At 40.1% G+C, this 22,103-nt stretch carries 20 protein-coding genes; all 20 read right to left on the bottom strand.

Annotation, left to right across the window (positions count from 1 at the left end; genetic code table 11):
• Positions 1–28: 28 nt before the first annotated feature.
• Positions 29–286, bottom strand: a complete 258-nt coding sequence (locus EL171_RS03115) for a hypothetical protein (RefSeq protein WP_005377387.1) — start codon at positions 284–286, stop codon at positions 29–31.
• Positions 287–478: 192 nt separating this feature from the next.
• Complete coding sequence (gene mmdB / locus EL171_RS03110) at positions 479–1,600, bottom strand: methylmalonyl-CoA decarboxylase subunit beta (RefSeq protein ID WP_005386017.1); 1,122 nt, start codon at positions 1,598–1,600, stop codon at positions 479–481.
• Positions 1,601–1,670: 70 nt separating this feature from the next.
• Positions 1,671–2,054 carry a methylmalonyl-CoA decarboxylase subunit gamma gene (gene mmdC / locus EL171_RS03105; RefSeq protein ID WP_005386016.1) on the bottom strand — a complete coding sequence of 128 codons (384 nt, stop codon included), beginning with the start codon at positions 2,052–2,054 and terminating at the stop codon, positions 1,671–1,673.
• A gap of 101 nt (positions 2,055–2,155) precedes the next feature.
• The gene (gene mmdE, locus EL171_RS09920) at positions 2,156–2,323 is read right to left on the bottom strand and encodes a methylmalonyl-CoA decarboxylase subunit epsilon (RefSeq protein WP_004696483.1); all 168 of its coding nucleotides are present in this window, start codon (positions 2,321–2,323) and stop codon (positions 2,156–2,158) included.
• Between the two features lie 23 nt (positions 2,324–2,346).
• Positions 2,347–2,691 (bottom strand): methylmalonyl-CoA decarboxylase subunit delta, encoded by a 345-nt coding sequence (gene mmdD, locus EL171_RS03100; protein ID WP_039969070.1) that lies wholly within the window; start codon positions 2,689–2,691, stop codon positions 2,347–2,349.
• 73 nt (positions 2,692–2,764) lie between these two features.
• A complete protein-coding gene (mmdA, locus tag EL171_RS03095) occupies positions 2,765–4,294 on the bottom strand; it encodes a methylmalonyl-CoA decarboxylase subunit alpha (protein ID WP_005386013.1) in 1,530 nt (509 codons plus the stop codon).
• 151 nt (positions 4,295–4,445) lie between these two features.
• A complete protein-coding gene (mce, locus tag EL171_RS03090; RefSeq protein WP_005386012.1) occupies positions 4,446–4,868 on the bottom strand; it encodes a methylmalonyl-CoA epimerase in 423 nt (140 codons plus the stop codon).
• 51 nt (positions 4,869–4,919) lie between these two features.
• Positions 4,920–5,858: a methylmalonyl Co-A mutase-associated GTPase MeaB gene (gene meaB, locus EL171_RS03085; protein WP_005386009.1), complete on the bottom strand. Its 939-nt coding sequence runs from the start codon at positions 5,856–5,858 to the stop codon at positions 4,920–4,922.
• A gap of 78 nt (positions 5,859–5,936) precedes the next feature.
• The gene (locus EL171_RS03080; protein ID WP_005386008.1) at positions 5,937–6,332 is read right to left on the bottom strand and encodes a cobalamin B12-binding domain-containing protein; all 396 of its coding nucleotides are present in this window, start codon (positions 6,330–6,332) and stop codon (positions 5,937–5,939) included.
• 28 nt (positions 6,333–6,360) lie between these two features.
• The gene (locus EL171_RS03075) at positions 6,361–8,007 is read right to left on the bottom strand and encodes an acyl-CoA mutase large subunit family protein (RefSeq protein WP_005386006.1); all 1,647 of its coding nucleotides are present in this window, start codon (positions 8,005–8,007) and stop codon (positions 6,361–6,363) included.
• A 28-nt stretch (positions 8,008–8,035) separates the two neighbouring features.
• The gene (locus tag EL171_RS03070) at positions 8,036–9,541 is read right to left on the bottom strand and encodes a succinyl-CoA:acetate CoA-transferase ScpC (protein ID WP_039969068.1); all 1,506 of its coding nucleotides are present in this window, start codon (positions 9,539–9,541) and stop codon (positions 8,036–8,038) included.
• A gap of 519 nt (positions 9,542–10,060) precedes the next feature.
• Positions 10,061–11,299 carry an O-antigen ligase family protein gene (locus EL171_RS03065; RefSeq protein ID WP_005386003.1) on the bottom strand — a complete coding sequence of 413 codons (1,239 nt, stop codon included), beginning with the start codon at positions 11,297–11,299 and terminating at the stop codon, positions 10,061–10,063.
• A 9-nt stretch (positions 11,300–11,308) separates the two neighbouring features.
• The gene (locus EL171_RS03060; RefSeq protein ID WP_005386000.1) at positions 11,309–12,616 is read right to left on the bottom strand and encodes a bifunctional folylpolyglutamate synthase/dihydrofolate synthase; all 1,308 of its coding nucleotides are present in this window, start codon (positions 12,614–12,616) and stop codon (positions 11,309–11,311) included.
• Between the two features lie 12 nt (positions 12,617–12,628).
• Complete coding sequence (locus EL171_RS03055; protein ID WP_005385999.1) at positions 12,629–15,286, bottom strand: valine--tRNA ligase; 2,658 nt, start codon at positions 15,284–15,286, stop codon at positions 12,629–12,631.
• Between the two features lie 21 nt (positions 15,287–15,307).
• Entirely contained in the window at positions 15,308–16,198 is an 891-nt protein-coding gene (gene tatC, locus EL171_RS03050; protein WP_005385998.1) for a twin-arginine translocase subunit TatC, read from the bottom strand.
• Position 16,199: 1 nt separating this feature from the next.
• Positions 16,200–17,171: a polyprenyl synthetase family protein gene (locus tag EL171_RS03045; protein WP_005385997.1), complete on the bottom strand. Its 972-nt coding sequence runs from the start codon at positions 17,169–17,171 to the stop codon at positions 16,200–16,202.
• A complete protein-coding gene (gene yihA, locus EL171_RS03040; RefSeq protein WP_005385996.1) occupies positions 17,168–17,866 on the bottom strand; it encodes a ribosome biogenesis GTP-binding protein YihA/YsxC in 699 nt (232 codons plus the stop codon). Before yihA ends, EL171_RS03045 begins: the two co-directional genes overlap by 4 nt.
• Positions 17,866–20,175: an endopeptidase La gene (gene lon, locus EL171_RS03035; RefSeq protein WP_005385995.1), complete on the bottom strand. Its 2,310-nt coding sequence runs from the start codon at positions 20,173–20,175 to the stop codon at positions 17,866–17,868. The genes yihA and lon overlap by 1 nt, the downstream gene beginning before the upstream one ends.
• 65 nt (positions 20,176–20,240) lie before the next feature.
• Positions 20,241–21,494: an ATP-dependent protease ATP-binding subunit ClpX gene (gene clpX, locus EL171_RS03030; protein ID WP_081442681.1), complete on the bottom strand. Its 1,254-nt coding sequence runs from the start codon at positions 21,492–21,494 to the stop codon at positions 20,241–20,243.
• A 12-nt stretch (positions 21,495–21,506) separates the two neighbouring features.
• Positions 21,507–22,100, bottom strand: a complete 594-nt coding sequence (gene clpP / locus EL171_RS03025; RefSeq protein WP_005385987.1) for an ATP-dependent Clp endopeptidase proteolytic subunit ClpP — start codon at positions 22,098–22,100, stop codon at positions 21,507–21,509.
• Between the last annotated feature and the right edge of the window lie 3 nt (positions 22,101–22,103).

The raw sequence follows: 22,103 nt of genomic DNA, 5'->3' as shown, positions 1-22,103 counted from the left end.
CTCCCTTCAGAGAAATGCACTGATATAGTTATAAGAGGTATAAAATATAACCTACGATACCAATGGCGGAAGCCATCAAAAAAGTAATCCCATATCCCTCTCTTGTTTTAGGATACCCAAAGAATAAGGTTTCACCTAAAAATCCTCGGCGATTAAACCAAGTATATTTAGTTCTGCGTTGAAACCATTTAGCTTTGCCTTCAACACCGATAATCAGTGCCGTAATAAAAAATACAATAAATGCCCAGATAAAACAAATCAGTATTTTTAATTCTACAGATAACAAGTGACCACCTCTACTATATTTAAAGCACTAGAAGGTTATTGTGTGAATGCTTGTATCACCTAATGACCGATCTGAAAAGCATTTATTGCAAATATACCCTATTTATGCATGAATACATAGATTTGAAGGGTTTTTATATTCACCAATAGGTGTACCTAATTAGGCACACCTTGGTGAATAATTATTAAATTACTAGTGGCTGGACAACATAGCAAGCATTGTACCTGCTGCTACTGCTGTACCGATAACGCCAGCTACGTTTGGACCCATAGCATGCATGAGCAAGAAGTTAGCTGGGTTAGCTTTCGCACCTACAACTTGAGATACGCGAGCCGCCATTGGAACCGCGGATACACCAGCAGAACCAATAAGTGGATTTGTTTTACCACCATCTACTAAGCTCATCAATTTACCGAATAATACGCCACCAGCAGTACCACCGATGAATGCAACCAAACCTAAGCAAATGATAAGGAGTGTTTGCACGCTTAAGAAGTGTTCCGCACTCATTGTTAAACCAGTACCAGTTGCTAAGAAGATAGTAACAGTATTGATCAAAGCATTTTGAGATGTATCGGACAAACGATCAGTTACGCCAGATTCACGGAACAAGTTACCTAACATCAACATACCTAAAAGGGATGTAATGGAAGGAAGCAATAAGGAAATGAAGATCGTAGAAATAATTGGGAATACGATTTTTTCAAAACGTGTAACTTCACGCAATTGTTCCATAACAATTTCGCGTTCTTTTTGCGTAGTAAATAATTTCATTACAGGTGGTTGAATCAACGGTACCAAGGACATATAGGAATATGCGGCAACCGCGATAGCACCTAATAAATGAGGAGCTAGCTTAGTAGCTAAGTAAATGGATGTAGGGCCGTCAGCACCACCGATGATACCGATAGCAGCTGCTTCTTGAGCTGTGAAGCCAAGCATCATTGCGCCACCTAAAGCAACGAATACGCCGATTTGAGCAGCAGCACCTAAAAGCAATGTTTTAGGATTAGCAATGAGTGGACCAAAGTCAGTCATTGCACCTACACCAAGGAAAATTAAAGGTGGGAAGATTTCTTGGGAGATACCTGCGCTAATAAGTGCCATAACGCCTTCTTCGAAACCATTACGAGGAATATTAGCAAGTACACAACCAAACGCAATCGGACCCAACAATAAAGGTTCAAACTCTTTAGCAAATGCCAAGTACAATAGGATCAAACCTACAAGAATCATAATAGCATTGCCTGTTGTAAATGCGAGGAACCCGCTATCTGTAATAACGGATTGAATCGCAACAGCAAAAGCCTCCATATGCGTTCCCCTTTCACAAATATAAAATTGTTATATGACGCGGCTCAGCCGCGCCACACACAACTTGGTATTAACCAAGAACAACCATGTCGTCGCCAGTGGATACAGTTTGGTTAGCTGCTACGCGAACTTCAGAAACTACAGCATCATGAGGAGCTGCGATTTCGTTTTGCATTTTCATAGCTTCAAGGATCAACAAAGTTTCGCCTTTTTTAACTGCTTGACCAGCGGATACTGCTACAGATAAGATTTTACCAGGCATTGGAGCTTTTACAGTTTCAGCACCTGCTGGAACTGGAGCTGCTGCTGCAGCTGGAGCTGGAGCTGGTGCAGGAGCTGCTTTAGGAGCTGCTGCTGGAGCTGCTTTAGGAGCTGCTGCAGGAGCTGCACCTTTTACTTCATTAACTTCTACATCATATGCTGTGCCGTTTACTGTAATGTTGAATTGTTTCATTTTAAATTCCTCCAAAATGTGTAGTGTCTACACAATACTTATAAATTTTCTTTACACATATAAATTGGATAATCTATTAGATTATCTAACTGCCAATAATCTTATCGATTACCGCGCAAACGTCCTTCCATTTTCCAATTATAGCTTACGATTGGACGGATATGCGCGATTTGATCAGCGGAATAACCCATTGCCGCTAATGCACCAACGATTACTGCTACTACATCTTGAGATGGAGCTTTACCGTTAGTTGTTGTAGCATTGCTCATTACAAATGCCTCCTAAAATATTATTAACCTCTACCGCTTAAACGACCTTCCAAGCGCCATTTAGCACTGGTTGCTGTAGGTCGAATAGATGCAATTTGTTCAGATGAATACCCCATCGCCACAATGGCACCTACGATAGCTGCTACTACTTCACCTTCATTTTGAGCAGATGCATTTGGTGCAGCCACCGGTGTAGCTGCGGGAGCCGCAACAGGTGCACTTGGTGGTACGTCTTTTTTCTTCTTAGTAGGGTCAATCAAATGAACGATTGACATCAAAATACCTAAAAGAATCAACACAACGAATACAACTGTCATATTAATGGCCATGATTAACCAAGGATTGGTAGTAACTGCTTGTCCTTCCATAATCATTCCCCTTTCTAAAAAAGTAGTAAAGAAAGGTATCTCCCAAATTCGATGATCTTGTTATCGAATCGAATTATAATGGAATATTACCATGTTTCTTTGGAGCACGGTTTTCGCGTTTGCTTGCAAGCATAGCCAAAGCGTTGATAACTGCTGGACGAGTTTGTTTTGGTTCGATTACAACATCTACGAAGCCACGTTCTGCAGCTTTGTATGGAGTTGCGAACTCTTCTACGTATTTAGCTGTTTTAGCGTCTTTGTCTTCATCTTTCTTGAAGATAATGTTAGCTGCACCAGCAGGACCCATTACAGCGATTTCGGATGTAGGCCAAGCGTATACTTGGTCAGCGCCCAAATCTTGGGAACACATAGCGAGGTAAGAACCGCCGTATGCTTTACGAGTGATAACAGTAATTTTTGGTACTGTAGCTTCAGAGTAAGCATACAACATTTTAGCACCATGACGAATGATACCGCCCCATTCTTGATTTGTGCCAGGCAAGAAACCAGGAACGTCAACGAAGTTAACGATTGGAATATTGAAAGCATCACAGAAACGGATGAAACGGGAAGATTTGTCGGATGCATTGATGTCCAAGCAACCAGCCATTACTTTTGGTTGGTTAGCAATGATACCAACGGATTGACCGTCAAAACGTGCGAAACAAGTGATAATGTTTGTAGCATAGAATGGTTGTACTTCATAGTATTCGCCATTATCTACAGTAGCTGCGATAACATCTTTCATGTCGTATGGCATGTTACTGTTATCAGGCAACAAGCTGTTCAAGCCTTCGTCTTCGCGAGTTGGATCATCGCCAGTGTCTACTAATGGAGCATCTTCCATGTTATTGGATGGCAAGAAGCCTAATAAGTAGCGAATTTGAGCGATGCAATCATCTTCGTCTTCAGCTGCAAAGTGAGCAACACCAGATACGGAGTTGTGAGCCATTGCACCACCAAGGTCTTCAGCTGTTACTTCTTCACCAGTTACAGATTTGATAACTGCAGGACCAGTGATGAACATTTGAGATGTGTGTTTAACCATGTAGATGAAGTCAGTTAATGCTGGAGAATATACAGCACCGCCTGCGCATGGGCCCATGATTACGGAAATTTGTGGAATAACGCCAGATGCATTTGTATTTTCAAAGAAAATTTTACCGTAACCAGCAAGAGCATCTACAGCTTCTTGAATACGAGCACCGCCGGAATCATTGATACCAATGATAGGAGCACCCATTTTCATTGCTAAACGTTGTACTTTAACGATTTTAGCAGCATGCATTTCACCAAGGGAACCACCTTCTACAGTGAAATCTTGTGCGAATGCATATACTAAACGACCGTCAATAGTACCATAACCAGTTACTACACCTTCGCCTGGTAATTCTTTCTTGTCTTGACCGAAGTTAACACAACGATGTTTAACAAATTGATCAAGTTCAACGAAAGAGTTATCATCGAACAATTTAGCCAAACGTTCACGAGCAGTCATTTTGCCTTGAGCATGTTGTTTCTCAACGCGTTTTTCACCGCCACCAGCTTTAACTTTAGCTAGTTTTTCGTGCAATAACTCGATTTTTTCTTGCACTGTTGCCATTATAGCACCTCCAAATAAAACTTGTTACAGTATCATTTTATTTCATTAATAATTAAAGTTCAAGCATGCATACATATTTAATATATAACTCATGATTATATGAATATGTATATCTATTACTCATACATAATGATGTGAATTGGATACTGTATTATTTCATACGTTGACATAATTCAAGCAATACGCCGCCTGTTGCTTTTGGATGTAAGAAAGCAATGGAGGAACCGCCTGCACCGTAACGAGGTTTTTCGTCAATCATACGAACGCCTTTAGCCATCAAATCAGCAATAGCATTTTCAATATTATCAACGCGCAATGCAACGTGTTGGATACCATCACGACCGCCATTTTTTTCGATGAATTTACCAATAGGGCCATCTGGAGTTGTAGTTTCTAAGAATTCAAGTTCAGCATCGCCACATGGGAAGAAGGATACTTTTACTTTTTGTTCTTCAACCACTTCATCTTCAGGAAGATGTTCAATCCCCAATGCATTTTTATAGAATTCTTTAGTTGCTGCTAAATCATTAACACCAATACCGATGTGATCCACTTGTAATACTTTAAAAGCCATTTCGATTATCTCCTTTATAAGGCTAAATCTCTAATGCTATGTAGTCGCCGTCTACTTTAGCACGCTTGTCATTACGCCGTTAACAACTGTGTATGGATCGCTTTCGCGTTCATTAACAGCTGCCACTTGGCTATTAAATTCGTCGCTTGTAACGATTTTGTCAGCTACATAACGACCAATTTGTTCATTAATCATTGCGATGATTTCATCACGAGTACGTTCTGCCCGACGAGATTCCAATTCACCAGAATCTTCAAGATACTCAAAATGTTCATCTAAAGCGTCGATGAGTTCATCTACGCCTTGGTCTTTACTAGCAATTGTGCGCTTAATCGGTGGGCGCCATTTTACTTCACGAGAGTCTAGGTCAAGCATCATTTCAATTTCTACATTCAAACGATCACAACCATCTCGGTCAGCTTTATTGATAGCAAATACATCGCCAATTTCAAGAATACCTGCCTTGATAGCTTGGATATCATCACCGAGACCAGGAACAAGTACAACCAATGTAGTATCTGCATTTTTTACGATATCTACTTCAGATTGACCTACACCTACTGTTTCAATGATTACTAAATCCATGCCAAAGGCATCCATGAGTTTTACAACGTCTGCAGTCTTTTTGGACAAACCACCAAGACTACCACGCGTGCCCATGCTTCGAATAAATACATTTTCATTTAATGTCAAATCATTCATTCGAATACGGTCCCCCAAGATAGCACCACCAGAGAATGGGCTAGTTGGGTCGATGGCAACGATGCCGATTTTCTTACCTTGATCTAGATAATGTTTAACAACTTTATCTGTCAATGTACTTTTACCAGCACCAGGGGCCCCTGTAATACCGAGAATACGTGCATTCCCTGTTTTAGGGTAAATAGCCTTCATAATATCAATGGCATTATCATACTCGTTTTCTACAGCTGTTATGGACCGTGCTAAGGCTAGTCGAGAACCTTCGAAAAGTTCTTTAACTAAATCCACTCGCCTCACCACCTATCTTAAAATATGGGAATAGAGGGGAGCCAACTATGCAGTTGTGCTCCTCTCTTGCCCAATTAATTATTTAACGTTTTCGTTGATGAATTTAACGATATCGCCAGTTGGTGTACCAGGTGTGAATACTTCTGCTACGCCAGCTTTTTTCAAGCCAGGGATATCAGCGTCAGGAATAACGCCACCACCGATTACAAGTACATCGCCCATGCCTTTTTCTTTCAAAAGTTCAACAATTTTAGGGAACAATGTGTTATGAGCACCAGATAGAAGGGATAATGCAACTACATTAACGTCTTCAGAAAGAGCTGCTTCAACGATTTGTTCTGGAGTTTGACGAAGACCTGTGTAGATTACTTCGAAACCAGCATCGCGAAGTGCGCGTGCTACTACTTTTGCACCACGGTCATGACCATCAAGACCTGGTTTTGCTACGATTACTCTAATACGTTTTTCTGCCATGATTAATTACCTCCGAAATTAGCCGATATTATAATGTGGAATGAGCTTCGTATTCACCGAATACTTCGCGCAATACATTACAAATTTCACCCAAAGTAGCATATGTTTTAACTGCATCAAGAATTAATGGCATCAAGTTAACGTTTTCATCAGCTGCACCAGCTTTAAGAGCTGCTAATGCTTTATCAACTGCTGCTTGATCGCGGTTAGCGCGAACTGCTTGAGTTTTCTTGGATTGGTTAACACCAACGGAAGCGTCTACGCGAAGTAAGTCTTTTGGAGCTTCTTCTTCAACTTGGAATTTGTTTACGCCAACGATTGTGCGCAAGCCAGATTCAACTTCCATTTGCCATTTGTAAGCAGATTCTTGAATTTCTTTTTGGATGTAGCCTTTTTCGATTGCTACTACAGCGCCGCCCATTTCATCAATTTTCTTGATGTATGCCATAGCTTCGTCATAGATAGCGTTAGTCATAGCTTCTACATAGTAGGAACCACCCAATGGGTCAACTACGTCAGCCAAACCAGATTCGTAAGCCACGATTTGTTGTGTACGAAGAGCTACTTGTACAGATGCTTCTGTAGGAAGAGCCAAAGCTTCGTCACGGGAGTTTGTATGTAAGGATTGAGTACCGCCCATTACAGCAGCTGCAGTTTGAAGAGCAACACGAACGATGTTGTTATCAACTTGTTGTGCAGTCAACATGGAACCAGCTGTTTGAGTATGTACACGAAGCATCATGGATTTTGGTTTTTTAGCACCAAAACGTTCTTTCATGATTGTTGCCCATAAACGGCGGGATGCACGGAATTTAGCAACTTCTTCAAGTACGTTGTTATGAGCATTCCAGAAGAAGGAAAGACGACCAGCGAATGTATCAACATCAAGACCAGCTTTCAAAGCTGCTTCTACGTATGCGATACCATCAGCAATTGTGAATGCGATTTCTTGAGCTGCTGTGGAACCTGCTTCACGGATGTGGTAACCGGAGATGGAAATTGTGTTCCATTTTGGAACGTTTTGAGAACAATATTCGAAGATATTAGTGATCAAACGCATGGATGGTTTTGGTGGGAAAATGTAAGTACCACGAGCTGCGTATTCTTTCAAAATATCATTTTGAATTGTACCTTTCAATTCTGTGGAAGGTACGCCTTGTTTTTCAGCTACTGCGATGTACATTGCCAACAAAACGGATGCTGGAGCGTTGATTGTCATGGATGTGGATACTTTACCAAGATCGATGCCGTCGAACAAGATTTCCATATCTGCCAAGGAGTCAATCGCTACACCTACTTTACCAACTTCGCCTTCTGCAACTGCATCGTCGGAGTCGTAACCGATTTGTGTAGGTAAGTCGAATGCGCAGGAAAGACCAGTTGCACCAGACTCGATTAAGTAGCGGTAACGTTTGTTAGATTCTTCTGCTGTAGCGAAGCCTGCATACATACGCATTGTCCAGAAACGACCACGGTACATAGTAGGTTGTACGCCACGAGTGTAAGGGAATTCGCCAGGCATACCCAAATCACGTTCATAGTCAAAACCTTCGATATCAACTGGTGTGTATACACGGTTGTATTTTAAATTTTGACGTTCTGGAGTTTTTGCACTTTTTTCGTCACAAAGTTTGTTGTACTCAGCAATTTGGGCTTTTAAGTTTTCGTAAGCCATGTTTTCATCATCCTCCTAAAAAAACAGGTTATTTTTTCATGCTTCCAGTTTCTGTGAAGCGTTTATGCCAAGAAAGAGCTTCATCAAGCAACATAGGTGTATGGGCATTCTTTGTTGCAGCTAATGCTTTTTCTAGGTATTCAGTTAACATAGGTTTGTAGTCTGGGTGAGCACATTTTTCAATGATTAAACGAGCTCTTTCCACTGGGCTCAAACCACGGCAGTCAGCAACACCTTGTTCTGTACAGAAAATCATAGTGTCATGTTCTGGATGATCCACATGAGATACATATGGAACGATAGAACTGATGTCGCCATTTTTAGCAACGGAGTTAGTGCAGAAAATAGTGAGATATGCACTACGTGCAAAGTCACCAGAACCACCAACACCATTCATCATTTTGCTACCCATAATATGAGTAGAGTTTACATTGCCAAAAATATCAAATTCGATAGCGGTATTCATGGCAATGACACCAATACGGCGAGCAATACCAGGGTTGTTGGAAATTTCTTGCGGACGAAGAATGATTTTTTTACGATATTCATCAATATTCGCATAGAAACGTTTCAACCCATCTGGAGAAGGACTTAATGCAGTACCGGAACATACAGTTACTTTACCAGCATCGATCAAGTCGAACATACCATCTTGGATTACTTCTGTATAGATGGACAAATCTGTGAATGGGCCTTTAGCAAGACCACTGATTACCGCATTTGCTACGGAACCTACACCAGATTGTAATGGAAGCAAGTTCTTAGGCAAACGACCTTCTGCAATTTCTTGTTCGAAGAATTTGATAAGGTGTTGACTCATTGCTTTTGCATCATCATCGATAGGTGCCAAAGGTCTTGTTGTATCAGGAACATCACAAGGTACTACTGCAACAATTTTACTTGGGTCACAAGGAATTGCTTCAGTACCAATACGATCACCAGGTGTTTCCAATGGAATTGGTTTACGATGTGGTGGATCGAGTGGTTCATAGATATCATGCATACCTACCAAGGAAAGTGGTTGGGATACGTTTACTTCTACGATAACCTTTTTAGCTTGACTAACAAATGTTGGAGAGTTACCAACAGATGTTGTAGGTACTAAAGAGCCATCTTCGTTGATTTGACAAACTTCTACGATAGCTACGTCTAAATCGCCAAAGAAACCATAGCGAACATTTTGTGCCATTGTGCTTAAATGCATATCGATGTATTTAACAGCACCGCTATTTAAGGCTTTACGTGTATCCCCATTTGTTTGATATGGGAAACGACGATTGATACCGTTAGCACGAGTTAACGCGCCATCAGCTTCATCACCTACGGAAGCACCTGTCCACAAATCAATTTTGAATGGTTCTTTTTCCATTCTTTCTGCCAATGCCAATGGCACTGCTTTTGCATAACCAGATGGAGTAAAGCCGGAAATACCAACTTTATCGTTAGGGTTAATCAAAAGAGCTGCATCATAAGCAGTGACAATTTTACCTTGGAGGGCCGCACATTTAACGCGGTCTTTGATGTCTATCACCATTACCATCTCCTTTAAGAGTAACATTGTATAAACGACAGTTTGATCTCTTGGTCGTTCCTTAAACCGACTTCATCGTAGTCCACATCCAATGTATTGTCAACTTATATGACTAAAATGTATTTTTCTTCACACTTTATGGGTGCATTATGATTAAAATGCATAGATTTTCACATTTCCACATAAGTTTTATTCACATCGTTATAACTCACAGGAATTATCGATATACGGCATATATTGATGTTTTTCAATTAAATCGAACTCTCTCTATACAATATATAGATCCTTTTCAATATAAAACAACATCTCATATACAAGAACTAGACCATACACCTCCCTATAAAGATACAATGATATACAAAAACCGGCTTTCAAATGCCAACGATAATGTTCAATTATGTCTAACATTAGAAAACCGGTTATACTACTTAATACGTACCTACCCAAGGTATGTATTAATTATACCATATTATGAAATTATATATCTACCATAAAACATGCTAATTATACAAGATATTACAATTATGCAGATTTATCAGCAGATAACTGAACTTTTACAAAAGCCCCTACCCAGCCAAACAATTGCCAAAATACGATGGTTACTTGATGACTATATAGCTCAAAATCGGATAAGCCACTAAATAAAACACCTATAGCTAACGCACCTACACCAATTTGTGCAGCTTGGCGGAATATATCCCCTTTAAGTCTTATAGATGTAATAACATGACCAATAATAACTGCTAGGAATGATATCAATCCGGGGATACCTGTTTCAGCTAATATATTGAGATACAAATTATGAGCATGATACATCAAGACGTGAGGTCCTTGAATATAATAGTTATAATCTGGATATACTAAGTAAAATGTATTCCACCCAATACCAAAGATAGGATTTTCACGTACGATATACATGGTACTATCCCACAAAGCCCATCGAAGATCAGCTGATGTATCATGGCCTTGGAATATAGACCATAGTCTCGAGGCAATTTCACCATCATAAAAGTACAAGATAATTGGCACTACTAATAGGGATAAGAATAATCTTCGCTCTACAAAGATAGCCCAGTAGAGGATCATCGCCGCAAAGCTAATCCAAATGCCTCTAGAATAAGTTAATAGCATTGTTAAGAATAATATAATACCTATAATGAGCATCGTAACCACTTCGCGGGTACGATTTTCTTTCATATATACCAAAATATAGCTGATACATACGCTGAGTACCATCAATAGATAAGCGCCCAATAAATTAGGGTTTTGTAATGTAGATGACATACGTCGCATCAATTTTGGGAACTGTGCTGCATCTACCCACTCTTTTATATGAATATTAGGAACAAATACATATTGATAAGCTCCTATGATACACACTAGTACAGCAGTACCTAATAGAGCACGAAGAAAATAATTCCACTGTTTAGGTGTTTGAATGTATGTGCGAACTAGATAATACATTCCTCCGCTGGCTACGATTTGATAAAACCAACTTTGAATTGACCAATCCCAATTTTCTGATACTAGTGCAGATATGCCAGTCCATACTACAAATATCATAACGGACCACGATAAATAGCCCGTTGGTAAGCTTAGTGATTTACTAGATATCAAATCATATAAAGCAAGCCCTATCGCTAGCCATAGAAGTACATCCCCCACCATAGGTTGTAATGGCATAGCAACCACCACACCATAAATTAGACGCTCAATATAGAACGTGATTCTCTTCTGATTAGGAATAAGTGAGAGTTCCATAGGCTCACCTTAGTGACTCATCTCATGGTTAAACCACTGACGAGCATCTCCTAAAATATATAAAGAACCACAAACAGCGATAATATCACCATTCTTTGTATGTTTATAGGCTAAAGCCAATGCATCTTTAACAGAATCAGCTGTTTGAGCTACAGCTTTTGGAACAATGTGACGTATTTTTTCAACTAAAACCTCTGGCACTTCTGTTCTATCTGTAGGTGCAGGTACTACAAGTACCGTATCCCCTGCCTTAACGACTTCACGAATAATAGCATCTTGATTTTTATCTTTAAGAATTGCCATCACAATCGTTTTTGGGGCGTCCTTAAATAGTTCAGCATAGGTCATACTGAAGGATTCTGCGCCAGCCGCATTATGCGCGCCGTCAAAGATAAAGGTGCGATCTAAGCCGCGTTTAACTTCAAAACGCCCTGCCCACGTAGTACGGGCAAATCCTTCACGCATCGTTTCTTCACTGATGCTCTTATCTTCTTTCATCAATAAACGTACAGCCATCAATGCACATGCGAGGTTTACAGATTGATGAATACCTGCCATTGTCGTAAAGAGCATCGCAGGAGCGGCATCATTAGTACTCACAGTAATCATTTGACCACCTGTTACAGCACTACGGCTATCGATACCAAAATCTTTATTGAAAGCATATACTTTAGCATGCTTCTCTTTAGCCACATCTTCAATAATACGAAGAGGCGCATCCTGTGCTGCTGTTACAACAGGGACTTTGGATTTAATAATCCCTGCCTTGTGACGTGCAATTTCCTCAACAGTATCACCACAGTAGGCTTGATGATCGATTGTCACATTTGTAATAACAGATACTTTTGGAGTCACAATATTTGTGGAATCTAGAAGTCCACCTAAGCCAACTTCTACCACTGCATAGTCTACAGCTTGATCTTTGAAAAACAAAAAGGCTGCAGCCGTCAAAATTTCAAATTGCGTTGGCGCTTCTATGCCGTTACTAATGATAGTATCAACTGCCACTTTTACACGGCTAATTAGATTACCGAAGGCTTCCTCCGTAATATTTCCATCATTGATTTGAATTCGCTCCGTATAGGATTGAAGGTGAGGCGATGTAAATCGCCCCACCCGTAATCCACTTGTAAACAGTGCGTAGGAAATATATGAGGTAACCGAGCCCTTACCATTCGTCCCTGTAACATGAACAATTTTATAGTCCTCTTGTGGATTCCCTAAGGCTTCCATAAGGGCTGTTATTCGTTCAAGGCCAGGCTTAATACCGAATGAAGATGCCTGTTCTAAATAGGCTAAGGCCTCTTGATATGTCATATAAACCTCCTATTATAAGGTTTCAAGGAACGCTTCACGTTCCAATAACGCTTGTTGTTTTTGTTTATATTCTTCTAACTTTTCTTTTTCTTTTGCTACTACAGCTTCAGGAGCTTTTGCTAGGAAGCCTTGGTTAGACAATTTGCCTTCCAAACGAGAAATTTCTTTTTCCATTTGGATTTTTTCCTTTGCAATACGCTCTCTTTCTTTTTCGCCATCGATTAAGTCTTTAAGCAAGAGATATACTTCCATACCATTTACAACTGTAACAGTTGCATTTTCTGGTTTTGGATCATCAGAACCAAGAATAGTCACCTTCTCAGCCCAAGCTAATGTTACGAAGTAATCGCTATGATCGGCTACAGTTTGAGCCAATGCTTCATCTGTTGGCGCCACAATAACCTCAGCTTTTTTACCTAAAGGCACATTCATTTCAGCACGCATGTTACGAATACCTTTGATGGCATCCATCATAACTTCCATTTGACGTGCTGCACCTTCAAGATTATCAAACTTCAATGCTTCTGGCCATTTAGTGACAACGATGCTATCCCCTTCATGAGGCAAGTGTTGCCAAATATGTTCTGTTACGAACGGCATGAATGGATGTAATAATTCAAGCATGTGACGCAAGATTGTTACAAGTAAGTATTGAACTGTACGACGATCGCGTTCATTACCATCGTTATATAAACGAGGTTTAGCTAACTCAATATACCAGTCACAGTATGTATTCCAAATGAAGTCATATACGGAGCTTGCTGCTTCACCAAGTTCGAATTTATCTAGGTTAGAAGTTACACTTTGTACTGTTTCATTGTACTTTTGAACAATCCATTGGTCTGCTAATGTCAAATCATCTGCTGTTGGAACAAAGCTTTCATCATAATTTGTAAGATTCATCAATACAAATTTGGATGCATTCCAAATCTTATTAGCAAAGTTACGATTTGCTTCAACCCGTTCCATATAGAAGCGCATATCGTTACCAGGTGTATTGCCAGTTACGAGAGTAAAACGCAATGCATCAGCACCATATTGGTCGATAACTTCAAGAGGGTTAATACCATTGCCCAAGGATTTACTCATTTTACGACCTTGGCTATCGCGAACAAGACCATGAATAAATACATGTTTAAATGGAATTTCATGTTCAAACTCAAGAGCCATGAAAATCATACGAGCAACCCAGAAGAAGATGATATCGTAACCAGTTACAAGAACACTTGTTGGATACCATTGTTTAAGTTCTGGTGTTTGTTCAGGCCACCCCATAGTAGCAAATGGCCATAAACCAGAGCTAAACCATGTATCAAGAACGTCTGGATCTTGTGTAACATGACCGTGGCAATGAGGACATTCATTAATATCTTCACGGCTTACGATTGTTTCACCGCAGTCATCACAGTACCATGCAGGAATGCGATGGCCCCACCACAATTGACGGGAAATGGTCCAGTCGCGGATGTTTTCAAGCCAGTTTACATAAGTTTTTGTAAAACGTTCAGGAACAAACTCTACTTCGTGGTCTTTAACAACCTTAAGAGCTGGCTCTGCTAATGGTTTCATATCTACGAACCATTGTTTAGATACCATTGGCTCGATAATTGTATTACAACGAGAGCAATGACCTACTGCATGGTCATGATCATCGATTTTTTCAAGTAAACCTAATTCTTTGAGTTCTGCTACTACTTGTTTACGAGCTTCTTCACGAGTCATGCCATTAAACTTGCCAGCACCTTCATTCATTGTGGCATCATTGTTCATAACAACGATGGATTCCAAATTATGACGTTGGCCCATTTCAAAGTCATTAGGGTCATGAGCAGGAGTAATTTTTACACAACCTGTACCGAAGCTAGCATCTACATAGTCATCGGCAATAACAGGAATTTCACGATTAACAAATGGCAAAATCAATGTTTTGCCGATGAGATCTTTATAGCGATCATCATCAGGATTTACTGCTACGGCTACGTCACCAAACATTGTTTCTGGACGAGTTGTAGCAACAACTACAAAGCGATTTTCTTCACCCTTTACAGGATATTTAATATGCCATAAGTGGCCATGTTCATCTTCATGTTCAACTTCAACATCAGATAAAGCAGTAGCACAGCGAGGGCACCAGTTGATAATACGTTCACCACGATAGATTAAACCTTTTTCATAAAGGCTTACAAATACTTCACGCACTGCATGATAGTATCCTTCATCCAATGTAAAGCGTTCGCGAGACCAGTCACAAGATGCGCCTAAGCTACGGATTTGTTTTACGATAGTATCACCGTATTCTTTTTTCCATTCCCATACGCGTTCTACAAATTTTTCACGGCCTAAATCATAGCGAGATTTCCCCTCTTCTTTAGCGAGCATTTCTTCTACCTTGATTTGTGTAGCAATACCAGCATGGTCAGTACCAGGCATCCACAACACATTGTAGCCTTGCATGCGTTTGAAACGGATAAGAATATCTTGCAATGTATTATCTAAAGCATGGCCCATGTGCAACATACCAGTTACATTAGGAGGCGGCAACACGATACTAAATGGTTCTTTATTTGTGTCTACTTCTTCGTGAAAGTATCCTTGGTTTTCCCAATATGAATACCATTTCCCTTCTATTTCACCGGGGTTATAAGTGGTTAAATTTTCGTAGGTTTTCATCGTTCCTCCTAAATAAACTCCTTAGCGCTTCATAATCTTAGCCAATACAAATAGGCTCGTTTCATATAGCAATATCATAGGCAATGCAATCATCGTTTGAGAGAACATATCCGGTGTTGGTGAAATGACAGCACCTATGATAAAGGATATAAGAATAAATATCTTTCGCTTCGTTTTTAAAAAACGCGATGTAATTAAGTTGAAATATCCCAAGATGATTAAAATCAACGGCAACTCAAAGATAAATCCAAAGGGTAGTACAAAGGATAATACAAAGTCCATGTACTGACCAATGGAAAATAGCGGTTGTAATTCGTCTGTAGCAAAGCCCATAAAGAACTTAACGGCTGCAGGTAGCACGAGAAAATAAGAAAATACAATACCGATGCCAAATAGTCCTATGGCAACCGGTAAAATCCAGTTAGATAACTGCTTTTCTCGTACAGTAAGGGCTGGCTTAACAAATAGCCAAATCTGATGCAATATAATAGGCGCCCCTATAATAAGACCACCTACTATAGACACCTTCATATATGTAAAGAAGGCTTCAGTTGGTTTCATATAATAGAGCTTACCAGCTGGTTTTAGGAGTATTTCCAATAAAAAGTCTACATAATAATAAGAAATACAAGTTCCTATAACAACTGCAACAGCCATTATAATCAGACGCTTTCGCAATTCAGATAGATGGCCCACAAGGGATAGTTCCCGCGCTTCGTCCATCATTTTCTGTTCCATCTCAGTATAAATAGGTTCATCTTCTGGTTCCTCAGGAACCCGCTGATTTGCCACCTTATACCGCTCTTGCTCAGCCTTTAATTCAGCTTCGCGACGCTTTTGACGAACTACACTATCAAAAGAAGGTTTTTGTATGGGATATTCGAAGTCCGGTTTTGGTTCGAATGGTTCCATATTATACCTTTCTATCAGCTAAATTTTCTACTGCCATCACAAGGAATTCCTTGCCTGGGAAATCGCGTACAGCATCGAGTGCCGCCAAAGCATCTTTGCAATATTGATCAGCTACAGCTAATGTATTATCAATACCACCTTGACTGATAACATAGTCGATAATAGTCTGCTCATCACCGCCATTATGTAAGGCCTTAATGTCTGCAAGCAATTTATCTTTATTATCATCATTGACGATGCTTAACAACGGATATGTCAATAAACCTTCGCGAAGATCATTCCCCACTGGTTTACCAGTCGTCTCTGTTGTTTCACGATAATCCATAATATCATCAGTAATTTGGAAGGCCATGCCCAACGCATGACCATATTTTTTCAACTCAACGATTTCAGATTCGCTCCAGCCCCCTAATAGGCCCCCCAATTCCATACAGCCTTCCATAAAGTCGGCTGTTTTCTTTTGGGTCTTAGTCATATAGCGATCAATACCTTGATCGATGCGGTATACATCTTCCATTTGCATGAACTCACCTTCCACAAGGCAAGTAATAATATGGGAGAAAATTTGTAAATACTTCATATTAGGCATTTCAGACACGATTTGGAATGCTTTAGCAAATAAGTAGTCCCCACTAAGGATGGCTACCTTATTGCCTTTGTGCATATGAATCGTTTCTTCACCGCGACGAATCTCAGCTTGATCTAATACATCATCGTGAATCAGTGTCGCTAAATGAAGCATTTCTACAGCTTCAGCAATTCTAATACGCTGACGTTCTACAGATGTGCCTGCATTGGCAATCAATAGACATAGTTGAGCGCGTAAACGCTTGCCACCTGCAGCAGATAATGGTCGAATTAGTGCATTAAAGTCTTCTGCACCTGTATTAAAAGATGATGCAAGAGACTCTTCCACACCCTCTAAATCTAGAGCAATGCGTTCCATAATCTCTAATTCATTGGTTTGACTCATGCTTCATCTCCTACTAGAACTTTATTGATGCGTTGTTGTAAAAGCTCACGGCCTGTATGCTTCAAAGAGCTATACAGAATTGGCGGCGTTGCAGTTGGGTACATTTCCTTAATGATCGCTAAATTAGCAGACTTTTCTTTAGCTGTTAATTTATCGACCTTAGTCACTACGATTTGTAATGGTACACCAGCTTCAACGAGCCAGTCATAAGCGACCTTATCGATAGGCATCTCTGGATGACGACCATCAATTAATAAACATAACAACATCAATCGTTCAGAATGTAAAATATAATCGGCAATAAAGGAAGACCACAAATTGCGGTTTCCTTTATTTGTCTTTGCAAATCCATACCCAGGAAGGTCAACGAGGAACCAATGATAACGGCGCTCCTCTGTTTCAGAAATATCCTCTTTTGACTCCACATCAAAATAGTTTATCGTCTTTGTCTTACCTGGTTGACCACTAACGAGGGCTAACCCACGATAATTACACAACGAGTTAATCAACGAAGATTTGCCCACATTAGAGCGTCCGATGAAAGCAATTTCTACAGTATCCCCTTCAGGATATTGATCCGCCTTCACACAGGAAGTATTATATTTTGCTGCTATAATACGAGGCCCCTTCGGTTCTTTTCGCGTATATTGTGGTTTTGGGCCCATAGGTTTAGTGGATTTTTTCTGTTTTTGCATTACACAAGTGCCTTTGCTAATACTTCATCCATTGTCTTAACTGGCGTAATAATGAGACCTTCTTTTACAATGTCAGGTAATTCTGCAATATCCTTTTCATTGCCTTTAGGAATCAATACTTCTTTAATGCCATTAGACAAGGCTGCTAATAACTTTTCTTTTAAACCGCCGATTGGTAATACACGGCCACGCAATGTAATTTCACCAGTCATAGCAATATCAGAACGAACCTTGCGGTTTGTTAAGATAGATACCATAGCCAATGTCATTGTAATACCTGCAGAAGGGCCATCTTTTGGTGTCGCCCCTTCTGGCAAGTGCACATGAATATCGAGTTTCTTATAGAAATCATCTTCAATTTTCAAGGCTTTAGCATTGTGGCGAATATAGCTCATCGCTGCTTGACCAGACTCTTGCATAACCTTGCCTAGGCTACCTGTTAATGCAAGTTTACCTGTACCATTCATCGTTGTTGCTTCGCATGGCAATACTACGCCACCTACAGAAGTCCACGCTAAACCATTTACATAGCCAATTTGCGGTTTCTTTTCACGCTCTTGGTCAACAAAGATTGGAGCACCCAAGAATTCGTGAAGATTTTTTGTCGTTACTTTCGGTGCATCTCCACCTTCTTCAACGACTTTATAAGCAATTTTACGACAAATCTTAGCAATCGTTTTTTCTAAGGTACGAACACCCGCTTCACGAGTATATTCGGAAACTACCTTTTTCAACACTGCATCAGATAATTTAACCTTGTAATCTTCAAGGCCATTTTTCTTGATTTGTTTAGGTACTAAATAGCGCTTAGCAATCTCTAACTTCTCTTGTTCCATATAGCTAGATAATTCAATGATTTCCATACGATCTAACAATGGACCAGGAATATTGGATGCAACGTTAGCCGTTGTAATCCAGAATACTTCAGAGAAATCGAATGGCACTTCGATAAAGTGATCGCTAAATGTACTATTTTGTTCTGGATCCAATACCTCTAATAATGCAGAGGATGGATCACCTTTATAGTCAGATGCTAATTTATCAATTTCATCCAGCAAGAATACAGGGTTCTTAGTACCTACATTCTTAAGTCCTTGAATCATACGACCAGGCAATGCGCCAATATACGTACGACGATGGCCACGAATTTCAGCTTCATCGCGAACACCACCTAAGGATGCACGGATGAACTTGCGGTTCATCGCTTTAGCGATAGACGTAGCCAAGGATGTTTTACCAACCCCTGGTGGGCCTACTAAGCAAAGAATAGAACCACTATTCTTACCAGTTAACTTACGAACAGCCAAGAATTCAAGGATACGTTTCTTAACCTTTTCAAGGCCATAATGATCCGCCTCAAGCATAGCATGAGCTTCCTTGATATCCAAGCGATCCTCAGTTAATTCATTCCAAGGTAACGCCAATACCCAATCTAGGTAATTGCGCAAAATGGTTGCTTCTGGCATCAATTGTGGCATGCGGCTATAACGAGAAATTTCTTTATCGATACGTTCATGTACATCTTCGCTAAGGTTAAGTGCTTTTAGTTTAACACGTAACTCTTCAGCTTCTTCCTCTGGATCCCCTTTGTCACCCAATTCATCGTGGATAACACGGATTTTTTCGCGTAAGAAATATTCTTTTTGCGCTTTTTCCATAGATTGACGTACTTGATTATTAATGGAGTTTTCCAAATCAGAGATTTGTAATTCCATATTCAAAATGCCTACAATCATATTTAAACGACGAGCTACAGATAACTCTTCAAGTAACTCTTGGCGTTTAGTGTTATTAATAGGCAATAAGAACGCAACTTGGTCAGCCAATTCACATGGGTCGCGTAACTCCATTACGCGTGTAACGCCTTCATCTGTAACAGATTTAGCCTCTTCAGCCCATTCGCCGAATTTAGACTGAACCAAACGACGATACGCTTCTAGCTCAACATCGTCTTCAAATTCAGAGGCTACCCGTTCGTAGTCCCCTACATAGTACGGATCCATACTTGTAATATTCATTACGCGAATACGTGTAATGCCCTCTACAAGAACACGTACAATACCACCTGGTAAGCGTAACATTTGCTTAATTTTTACTAATGTACCCATTTGGGCTAAGTCATGAACAGTTGGCGCATCAACAGCATCATCCTTTTGGCTGACAACTGCTAAAATGCGATCCTCGTTCATTGCGGCTTCCACCGCTTTAATGGATTTGTCTCGACCGATATCGAGGTGAATCACGATATTCGGATATACAACCATGCCTCTAAGAGGTACAGTTGGAATCCCAACTTCGAGTAAATTCATACTTCCTCCAGGTATTTATATTATGAAAAGAAACTCATTCCTACACAGAAATGAGTTTCTACGAATTACGATTTCAACTGGATGTCTTGGTCTGCCTCATTTTTGAGTATAGGTTCACCTGTGCTCAACACGGATTCACGATTTACTATGCACTTAGCTACTTCCGGCATGGAAGGAACCTCGAACATAACGCGTTTCATCACCTTTTCAATGATAGCACGCAAACCACGAGCACCTGTTTTTCGCTGTAATGCTTCATCAGCGATTTCTTCTAATGCATCTTCAGTGAAAGTTAACTCTACACCATCAAGGGATAGAATTTTTTCATATTGTTTTGTTAATGCATTTTTAGGCTTTGTCAAAATTTGAATTAATGCCTCTCTATCCAATTGATCCAATGTTACCACAACAGGTAAACGACCAATGAATTCTGGAATTAAACCAAATTTCAATAAATCTTCAGGTACAACATCTTTTAAGATAGCTGATACATTACGTTCTTCTTTGCGCTGTACGTCTGCACCAAAACCAAGGGTTTTCTTAGCGGTACGCTTAGTAATAACCTTGTCCATACCATCAAATGCACCACCACAAATAAAGAGAATATTTGTAGTATCGATTTGAAGCATTTCTTGATTTGGATGCTTTCTGCCACCTTGAGGTGGAACAGAAGCTACGGTACCTTCTAAGATTTTAAGCAATGCTTGTTGTACACCTTCACCAGACACGTCACGTGTAATGGAAGGGTTCTCAGACTTACGAGCGATCTTATCGATTTCATCGATATAGATAATACCACGTTCAGCCCGAGCTATATCATAATCTGCAGCTTGGATAATTTTAAGCAAGATATTTTCCACATCTTCCCCTACATAACCAGCTTCAGTTAAGCTTGTAGCATCTGCAATAGCAAATGGTACTTCTAGCATTTTCGCTAAGGTTTGAGCCAATAGTGTTTTACCACTACCAGTAGGACCAATGAATAAAACATTAGCCTTTTGTAATTCTACATCATCAACTACATTATCTGTTTGTAAACGTTTGTAGTGATTATATACAGCCACGGCTAAAGAGATTTTAGCATCATCTTGACCAATAACATATTCGTCAAGATGAGCTTTAATTTCTCTCGGCGTTGGCAATTCTTTTAAGTTGAAGTCATCCGCCTCTACGTCACCTAACTCATCAGCGATAATACGTTCACATACTTCAACGCATTCATCACAAATATATACGTTAGGACCCGCTACTAATTTGCGGACTTCTTCGCTTGTGCGTCCACAAAAACTGCAGCGCATAGTGTCTTTATCTTTTGCCAAGGGGCGCCTCCATTACTTGCTTTCTACAGGTTCTCTTGTGAGTACCTCATCGATTAAGCCGTATTCAACGGCATCCTGAGCACTCATGAAGTTATCGCGATCTGTATCGCGCGCTACAACCTCAATATCTTGTCCACTGCGAGAAGCTAAGATACCATTTAATTCTTCACGCATACGAAGAATCTCACGGGCATGGATTTCAATTTCAGATGCTTGCCCTTGTACACCACCTAATGGTTGGTGAATCATAACGCGCGCATGAGGTAACGCATAGCGTTTACCTTTAGCACCTGCTGTTAAAAGCACAGCACCCATGCTCGCCGCAGAGCCTACACAAATGGTAGACACATCTGGTTTGATATATTGCATCGTATCATAAATAGCCATGCCCGCAGTTACAACACCGCCGGGGCTATTAATGTACAAATGGATATCCTTATCAGGATCCTCTGCTTCTAGGAACAGCATTTGCGCAATAACCGCATTTGCTACATTATCGTCGATAGGTCCACCTAGGAAGATAATGCGATCCTTTAACAAGCGAGAGTAAATATCATAGGAACGCTCGCCGCGTTCACTTTGTTCAACTACGATTGGTACATACATATA

The sequence above is a fragment of the Veillonella dispar genome (genome assembly GCF_900637515.1).
Taxonomy (GTDB): domain Bacteria; phylum Bacillota; class Negativicutes; order Veillonellales; family Veillonellaceae; genus Veillonella; species Veillonella dispar.
Note: the sequence above shows the minus strand (reverse complement) of the source record. Positions and strands in the feature narration are given on the sequence as shown.

Coding starts and splice junctions, on each gene's coding strand:
- mce (WP_005386012.1), bottom strand. CDS start 4,868: ATGGCTTTTAAAGTATTACAAGTGGATCACATCGGTATTGGTGTTAAT.
- EL171_RS03065 (WP_005386003.1), bottom strand. CDS start 11,299: ATGGAACTCTCACTTATTCCTAATCAGAAGAGAATCACGTTCTATATT.
- lon (WP_005385995.1), bottom strand. CDS start 20,175: ATGAATTTACTCGAAGTTGGGATTCCAACTGTACCTCTTAGAGGCATG.
- mmdB (WP_005386017.1), bottom strand. CDS start 1,600: ATGGAGGCTTTTGCTGTTGCGATTCAATCCGTTATTACAGATAGCGGG.
- EL171_RS03060 (WP_005386000.1), bottom strand. CDS start 12,616: ATGACATATCAAGAGGCCTTAGCCTATTTAGAACAGGCATCTTCATTC.
- EL171_RS03070 (WP_039969068.1), bottom strand. CDS start 9,541: ATGGTGATAGACATCAAAGACCGCGTTAAATGTGCGGCCCTCCAAGGT.
- EL171_RS03055 (WP_005385999.1), bottom strand. CDS start 15,286: ATGAAAACCTACGAAAATTTAACCACTTATAACCCCGGTGAAATAGAA.
- clpP (WP_005385987.1), bottom strand. CDS start 22,100: ATGTATGTACCAATCGTAGTTGAACAAAGTGAACGCGGCGAGCGTTCC.
- tatC (WP_005385998.1), bottom strand. CDS start 16,198: ATGGAACCATTCGAACCAAAACCGGACTTCGAATATCCCATACAAAAA.
- mmdD (WP_039969070.1), bottom strand. CDS start 2,691: ATGGAAGGACAAGCAGTTACTACCAATCCTTGGTTAATCATGGCCATT.
- mmdA (WP_005386013.1), bottom strand. CDS start 4,294: ATGGCAACAGTGCAAGAAAAAATCGAGTTATTGCACGAAAAACTAGCT.
- yihA (WP_005385996.1), bottom strand. CDS start 17,866: ATGCAAAAACAGAAAAAATCCACTAAACCTATGGGCCCAAAACCACAA.
- mmdE (WP_004696483.1), bottom strand. CDS start 2,323: ATGAGCAATGCTACAACAACTAACGGTAAAGCTCCATCTCAAGATGTA.
- EL171_RS03075 (WP_005386006.1), bottom strand. CDS start 8,007: ATGGCTTACGAAAACTTAAAAGCCCAAATTGCTGAGTACAACAAACTT.
- mmdC (WP_005386016.1), bottom strand. CDS start 2,054: ATGAAACAATTCAACATTACAGTAAACGGCACAGCATATGATGTAGAA.
- EL171_RS03045 (WP_005385997.1), bottom strand. CDS start 17,171: ATGAGTCAAACCAATGAATTAGAGATTATGGAACGCATTGCTCTAGAT.
- EL171_RS03080 (WP_005386008.1), bottom strand. CDS start 6,332: ATGGCAGAAAAACGTATTAGAGTAATCGTAGCAAAACCAGGTCTTGAT.